The sequence below is a fragment of the Cyclobacterium jeungdonense genome, assembly GCF_010994275.1.
Classification (GTDB): Bacteria; Bacteroidota; Bacteroidia; order Cytophagales; family Cyclobacteriaceae; genus Cyclobacterium; species Cyclobacterium jeungdonense.
The window spans coordinates 611,545-618,806 of sequence record NZ_WMCD01000002.1; the positions used below are offsets into that span (position 1 = coordinate 611,545).

The window sequence follows — 7,262 nt, forward strand, 5'->3', positions numbered from 1 at the left end:
AATCAACAATTCGTTTTTCTCTAAAATTTCTAAAGGTTTTTGGGAGCCGTTATTTTTTTCTTTTTGTCAGCCCTGATCCCGAATGGGAATTTGTGGGTGCAGTAACAACCAATTCTTGCCTGCTTTCTGGAGATAAAATGGTTAAGGCCTGTATCAACCTGTCAAAGCATGCATTGGCGTAAAACCCGTTTCGAACATGAACGGCCAGCTCCTGATAGTATGGTTTTTTGGAGAGCTGTGGCGCAATGATCTGCATGAAAACAATCAGCCCGAATCCCAGTAAAATAACGCTTACTAATAGAATTTTGCCTAATCCCGGGACCGTTAGCTCCGGAACTTGCGAGCCAAGCAGCAGGTGGGTCCCAGATTCCAGCGCAAAAAAGGCCGCAGTAACCGTCAACGCCAGAAGTACTGCCCGAGCCATCAGTCGCGGGTTCCATGAGCGGGCAATCGCTGCTGTAAAAATCCGGGATAACCCCATGACGATAACGGCACCGATAAACAAAAGAGACAGTTCTCTCTGCGGATCGATCCCCCAAAGCAGTGCGAAGCCGGTGTATAATAGAAGGGCCATTGCAATTCCAGATGCCACTTTTATTGGGCTAAGTGTTTGAGCCTGATCTGCTACCTTTGATGCGCGTACCAGATCAATCACACTTCCGGAAGAAAGAAAGGCATGCGCTTTATAAAAGGAGTGTGCTACCAGATGCAGCGTGGCCGCCGGGTATACACCCAATCCACAAACCATTAAACTAAAACCCATATGGCCGACACTTGAATACCCCAAAGCAGTTTTGATGGACGTTTGTGTCAGGTAAGCCACGGAAGCGAAGAGTGCCGTAAATCCTCCCAGGCTCAACAACAAAATGGGAGCCACCGTACTGGCATCCATTACAAAAGCCATGCGGATAATCAGGAAGGGGCCCGCATTAAGCAGGCCTGCATGCAACAAGGCGGATACGGGGGTGGGCGTTTCCATCACCTCAATCAACCAACCATGAGTTGGGAATTGGGCAGATTTTAGGATTGCTGCCAGGGCTAAAAACAAGGCTGAAAGTTCCAGGGGAAGGGAGCTGCTTTCTGCGGATAATCCCCCTTTTATAGCCGAGAAAATCACCTCTAGGTTCCCGGAACCGAATTGGTTGTAGAGAAAGGCAATGGCTACCAATAAGCAGCCATCTCCCAACCTGGCCAAAATGAATTTCTTTTTTGCGGCAACTTGCGCACCCGGTCTTTCGTGGTAAAAAACCAACAAACGGTGCAGCGAAATACTGGTCAAAACCCAGGAAACAAATAGCAAACCGATGTTCCCTGAAATTACCAGCAACTGTACTGAAGCGATGGTGGCAGCGAGCTTTCCAATAAATGCCCCCTGTCTTTGATCACCATCCAGGTAATTACTACTGAATTTGATAATAATAAAACCCAGGAGCGCGATCATCCCCAACATAAGTATGCTCAGTGCATCCAGGCGAATACTGAAACCAATCCCGCTAATGCCTAATAACCCGGATTCTAACAGGCCGTGCTTTGTTACATAAATACTACTCAAAACAACGACTAATATGCTAACTATCGTTGCGGTTTTGCTTATGGCGATGATTTGTTTTGGCTTACATCCTGGCTGAAACCACGAGGCTACGGCGGTTGCGACAAACACAGCAGGAGAGAGCGTGGCAAGTAAGGTTAGAAAGTTTTCTGTCATAAATGGTTTTTTTAAATGAATTCAATTAAGCATGTTGATAGGCCATGCTATCTTCCTTAGCAATTGATTGCAGGTACAAATTTTAAAAAAATTTTACATAAGTTTTCATTTTGATTTAGTATGAAACCCATAAATATTTTTTATGTATTTGCTTATTTACCCGTACAGGTTCTTTCCGGATTCTTGCGAAAGCCCAATATGAACTTGACCTAATTCCTTCTTTAATATAGATTTGATAGCGTTCAAATTTCCAGGCACGGTATTACAATAAATAAAGCGGCACTCGCCACCGGGAAGAAACACCGCTAAACCCTCCCTGAGTTTTCGTGAAACCCTATTCGTTCTATAGGTGAGTAAGAGGATGGTTAATTTTTTGCCTAAATTCCAAATAGTTTTCAGCAGCTATTGGAGGCATCCAGGATTTGATTGTAAATCACCTAATGGAAGTGTTCAACGAATTGGTAGAATCCATACAGGTCAAACAGGATACAGGCATTGCTGCAGATAAACTATACCTGGACAATTGCCTTGAAAAAATAGTTGTTGGTTTTGAAACTCAAATCAAAAAATATCACCATGTACATCTGTTTCTCCTCTATTTCACCAGACGATGTGGCCCGAGCAAAATCCATCAATGAAGTTTCAGATTTTACATTTAAACCAATTACGGCCGAGAAGCTCCACGATATTGTGGATAGTCTTTAATTACACTTATTCGTACCCTTCGAATTGCCGTCCTTTCTAGTATTTAAACCAGTAGTAAAAAATTTTCCCTATTCATTTCCTTGTCTTGATAGTGATAGGTCGTCATTAACGCTTTTTCTAATGCCATTTTGAGCCTGTTAAAACTATTGGGTTTGATTACGTAGATATTCGCACCATTAAGGAAAGTTTCTTCCAAATCCTTTTTATTATCCGATGTTGAATAAATAGCTATGGAAATCTCTTTTAGTTTTTCATTGCCTCTGATTTCTTTCAAACATTCCAATCCATTTTTGCGTGGCATGTTGAGATCAAGGAATAGGAGGTCTGGTAAAGGAATCGTACTATCATGGAGTCTTTCCATGAGTTGTATTCCGTCATTTACCGTACCAACAACCGTTTTGATTTTTAATTCAGCGAAAGCTTCTTTAAAAATAAGACGATCGTTTTCATCATCATCGGCAAGAAGATTATGTAATGGTTCGTTTTCCACGTTGATTTACTTTTATTGTTACCCAGTAATTCCTTCCTGGCTAGTAGGCAGGTAAATATTGAAAGTAGCACCTTTATTGAGTTCGCTTGTTGCGGTAATGATACCATTGTGATTGTCAACTACTTTTTTTACGATGGCAAGTCCGATGCCTGTACCGGCATATTCATCTTTGCCGTGGAGCTTTTGTAATACTTCAAATATTTTGGTGCTGAAACGTTGCTCAAAGCCGATGCCATTGTCGCTAAATGTGATTTGGCAATATTCTTTGTCAGGTAAAAGCTCCTCCACACTTAATTTTTCTTTATCTACAATCCTGCTCGTTATTTTTATGTGAGGGGATCGATTTGGACTGGAATACTTGAGTGCGTTACCAATAAGGTTGTGCATGAGCTGGCGAAACTGGAAGGGGATTATATACACTTCGTGCATTTCATTCACTTCTATAACGGCATTTTTTTCATCAATTACCTCTTTAAATTCCTTTTTTACTTCTTCTATGATTTTATTGAGATTGGTGTATTCAAATTTTCGTTCGCCAGCGCTGATACCTGAAAAGGCAAGTAAATCCTGAATGAGTTGCCGCATTCTTTCTATTTCCTGCTGGATAAGGTGGAAATATTTTTTTCCCTTATCAGATAAAGACCCCTCCTCTTTTTCTAAAATGATTCCAGCAAAGGTTTGTACTTTACGGAGAGGTTCCTGCAAATCGTGACTGGAAACATAGGCAAATGCTTCCAGTTCTTTGTTCAAGTTCAGCAGCTCTTTGTTTCTGCTATCAAGGGATTCATTGGCTTCTTTTAGCTCCTCCGTTCTTTTATCAACGGCTTGTTCCAATCTCAATTTTTCTTCCTTTCGATCCCGAATTTCCTTTTTGAGAAATTCTTTATCCCGCTGTTCCTTTTCTACTATCAGGCGCCTTACTTCGGTAATGTCAGAGATAATGAGAAGGATTAAGTCTTCACGATGGGTTTTCTGGACAACACGGCTTGCATTGAGTGACATTATTTTTTCGCCTATGTCCAGAAAGGTATGCTTCACTTCGAAATTATGGAATTCAGCGTTATTAGGAATAATCTTTTCAAGCAGTTTGCGCAGTTCGGGAATGTTCCACTGTTTGTTACCCAGTTCATATAAAGGTACTCCTTCTGTTTCCTCTTCGGTCACGTCGAACATTTTGTAGAATGCCTTATTCGCAGATTTTACCCGAAGGTCTCTCCCTAAAACCAGCAAGGGATCGTGCATGGTAGAGACAATGGCATTGGAATATTCGTACGATTCATTGAGCAGGTCAATGCGTGTTTGCAACTCCTGATTGGTGGTAATGAGTTCTTCGTTGGTAGATTCTATTTCTTCCTTTGAAGTTTCCAATTCTTCATTCACTGTTTGCAGCTCCTCATTGCTCGAAACCACTTCTTCATGCGCACTTTGCAATTCCTCGGTAAATGCCTCCTGCTCTTGTGAGACAGAAAGCGCATCAGCACGCGCTGCAGCCAATTGCTGTTCTAATTTTTTGATCCTTCTGTCTTTTGCTGGCGAATTGTCTTTTTCGCTATTGGCTTGCTTCAAATAAAGTTCTGACTGTTCGTGTTCGGTGAAAAGAATAAGGATCAAAGGCTCGTCCCATTCGATGTCAAGCGGAACTACTTCAAAACTGATCACTTTCACTCCCGAATCTACTTTCAATTCAATTCCAGTTTTGCGAATGCGGTTTTCCGATTTAATGACTGTGGAAATGGCCGTACGCAATTCAAAAGAAATTTCAGGTCGGGCCATTTTTAAAACATTAAAAGTGGCTTTGCCTTTAGGATGCGTCAGGAATAAATCGGTGTTCCCGCGAAACTGAAGAATTTCCATGTGGTGATTGATTACGACGCTTGCGGGCATGAATTCCGAAACAAGCATGTCGTCAATAGCATCGTCCAGCTCCCGTTGAGAAACAGAAATATTGACCTGAAATTTTTCCCGATTGGCCGAAGGAGTTTTTTTTTCAGATACGTCGCTATGCGTAATGCGCGGGGAAAGCTCAGGCAACCTGCTCGAGCCTGAATTCTTTTTGCGCGAAAAAATTTTATACTTCTCGTTGTAGGGGGAAAAAAGATGGGTTGAGTGACTGATGGTTTCCGATCTGCCAAGCATCAAAAACCCGTCGCTGTTTAAAGCGTAATGAAACGTGTTGATCGCTTTTTTCTGTGCGGCGGAATCAAAATAAATAAGGAGGTTGCGGCAGCTGATAAAATCAAGGCGCGAAAATGGCGGGTCGCGCAACACATTGTGCGGAGCGAACACACACATATCGCGCACGACTTTGTTCACGCGGAAACTACCTTCTGCTTTTGTGAAGAAACGCTGAATGCGCTTTGGAGAAACGGTTTCTAATTCCTGCTTGGTGTAAGCACCAATACGGGCTTTACCAATGGCCTCTACACTGAGGTCCGTCGCAAAAATCTGAATGGGTATATTGGAAGATTGACTTTCTCTAATCTCAAGCAACATCATCGCAATGGAATAAACTTCCTCACCTGTTGCGCAGGCTGGCACCCATATGCGAAGCGACTCACCTCTTTTCTTCCTTTCCAGTAATTCTGGAAAAAGGTCACTTTGTAAATATTTATTAGTGTCGGTATCGCGAAAAAAACTGGTTACATTAATAAGCAAATCCTGGTAAAGAATATCCGTCTCTTTGTTTTCTTTGGAAAGCAGGTCCGCATATTCCTTGAGGTCTGTTAGTTTGTATAACAACATTCTGCGGACGATGCGCCTTTTGATGGTATTCATTTTATACTCACCGAAATCAATACCTGTAGCTTTGTATAATTGAGTGAGAATCACTTTTAAGTCCGGATTGTCATTCTCAATCACCTTTTCGCTAATCGGTTGGTCACCCCTGTGTTTTACAAACGGGTGCTTGCTGAGTCGCGTCAGTTCTTGTGCAATTTCTTTTGGCGTTAAAATAAAGTCAACCACTCCTGCTGCAATGGCAGAGTGAGGCATACTCGTGAATTTTGCAGAGTCGTCTTGCGCGAACGTTAATCCGCCTTCCTGCTTTATATCTTTTATACCGGCGGTGCCGTCGCTAGCGCTACCAGAAAGGATAATGCCGATCACTCTTTCCTTTTGCGACTGGGCAAGTGATGAGAAGAGAATATCAATAGAAATGGCCGTACTGTTTTCGGATCTTGGGATTAATGCTATGCGCCCATCTGTTACTTCAATCCCTTTGTTGTAGGGAATGATGAAAACATTATCGGGTTTTATTTTATCCATGTCATCAATCTCCTGCACCTTCATTTTTGTCTTCTTGGACAAAATTTCAGTTAACATGCTTTTGTGATCTGGACTTAGGTGCTGCACGTAAATGAAAGCCATGCCGGTGTCTGCGGGCAGGTATTGTAACAACTCTGTCATTGCTTCCAAACCTCCTGCAGATGCACCTATGGCAACAATTGGAAAATGGTTTTTGGATGCAGGAAGAGGTTTGGACCGGGTGGATTTTGATTGGCTCTTTTTCATTGTCATTCAGGTAATATCATAGTATTGAAAGCGAGCTTTCTCTCGCTGACATGTGTTACCTTTTGCTTAATTTTTTGTGTTATCTGGAATTATTACAGAAGCACCTGTAATCATAAAATTTTCCTGGAGCGGCAAGGGATTGTCTTTATTCATTACCAGGGTTAGCGCTTCGTAAATCACTTTTTTCCACTGTGAAAATTCGACCGGCTTGCAGATATAATAGTGAGCTGCATCTCTAAAAACCTTCTTAACCGATTCCAGATCCGAAGAAGTGGAAAACATTATAACCGGGAGTTTCTGCAGCCCGGTGTTGCGTTTTATTTCTCCTAAGGTTGCAAAGCCACTTTTTCGCGGCATGTTAATATCCAAAAACAGCACGTCGGGCAGCTCCTTTCCTTTTTTGGTAAGCTCTTCTATCACCTGCTCCCCATTTTGCACCATGGTGAGACTTGCCGTTACCGGCAGCTCATCCAAGGCTTCTTTAAAAAGAAGGCAATCGGATGGGTCGTCATCGGCAAGAAGGATGTTGATGTTTTTTGAAATCATTTTATCGATTTTAGGAATGTTAGGATGCAATTGCTATAATTTAAGCAATTACGTTTAATTGAAGCGATTTTTTGAGCAAAAAGTGTGAATAAACATGCTTTAGCTGGTAAATTTTTCAGAAAAAAACCCGAGAAATGGACGGCTGATGTTTTAAACTCATCCTGGCGAGGTGCTGCTGTTAGATAGGGAGATGAGGTAATAATAATTCAGTCACAGAGAGCGCAAAGAAACCACAAAGGGCTCAGAGGTTTTGGGGAGTGGAGACGTAGGGACTGGGAGTTAATGGTTTAATGATTCGATGGTATG

The 7,262-nt window shown here is 42.0% G+C and carries 5 protein-coding genes; 1 reads left to right on the forward strand and 4 read right to left on the reverse strand.

Annotated features, from left to right (window positions below; all coding sequences use genetic code 11):
- Nucleotides 1–49: 49 nt before the first annotated feature.
- Nucleotides 50–1,705 carry a proton-conducting transporter transmembrane domain-containing protein gene (locus tag GKS34_RS07540; RefSeq protein WP_163384186.1) on the reverse strand — a complete coding sequence of 552 codons (1,656 nt, stop codon included), beginning with the start codon at nt 1,703–1,705 and terminating at the stop codon, nt 50–52.
- Nucleotides 1,706–2,281: 576 nt separating this feature from the next.
- Here GKS34_RS07540 and GKS34_RS23595 point away from each other — a divergent pair.
- Nucleotides 2,282–2,410, forward strand: a complete 129-nt coding sequence (locus GKS34_RS23595; RefSeq protein ID WP_262888552.1) for a hypothetical protein — start codon at nt 2,282–2,284, stop codon at nt 2,408–2,410.
- A gap of 43 nt (nt 2,411–2,453) precedes the next feature.
- On the opposite strand, the gene GKS34_RS07545 is transcribed toward GKS34_RS23595, so the two are convergent.
- The 3 genes from GKS34_RS07545 to GKS34_RS07555 form a co-directional block, all read right to left on the reverse strand.
- Nucleotides 2,454–2,900 carry a response regulator gene (locus tag GKS34_RS07545; protein WP_163384187.1) on the reverse strand — a complete coding sequence of 149 codons (447 nt, stop codon included), beginning with the start codon at nt 2,898–2,900 and terminating at the stop codon, nt 2,454–2,456.
- 18 nt (nt 2,901–2,918) lie between these two features.
- A complete protein-coding gene (locus GKS34_RS07550) occupies nt 2,919–6,410 on the reverse strand; it encodes a chemotaxis protein CheB (RefSeq protein WP_163384188.1) in 3,492 nt (1,163 codons plus the stop codon).
- Nucleotides 6,411–6,476: 66 nt separating this feature from the next.
- Nucleotides 6,477–6,956 carry a response regulator gene (locus GKS34_RS07555; protein ID WP_163384189.1) on the reverse strand — a complete coding sequence of 160 codons (480 nt, stop codon included), beginning with the start codon at nt 6,954–6,956 and terminating at the stop codon, nt 6,477–6,479.
- Nucleotides 6,957–7,262: the final 306 nt, after the last annotated feature.

Coding starts and splice junctions, on each gene's coding strand:
- GKS34_RS07540 (WP_163384186.1), bottom strand. CDS start 1,705: ATGACAGAAAACTTTCTAACCTTACTTGCCACGCTCTCTCCTGCTGTG.
- GKS34_RS23595 (WP_262888552.1), top strand. CDS start 2,282: ATGTACATCTGTTTCTCCTCTATTTCACCAGACGATGTGGCCCGAGCA.
- GKS34_RS07550 (WP_163384188.1), bottom strand. CDS start 6,410: ATGAAAAAGAGCCAATCAAAATCCACCCGGTCCAAACCTCTTCCTGCA.
- GKS34_RS07555 (WP_163384189.1), bottom strand. CDS start 6,956: ATGATTTCAAAAAACATCAACATCCTTCTTGCCGATGACGACCCATCC.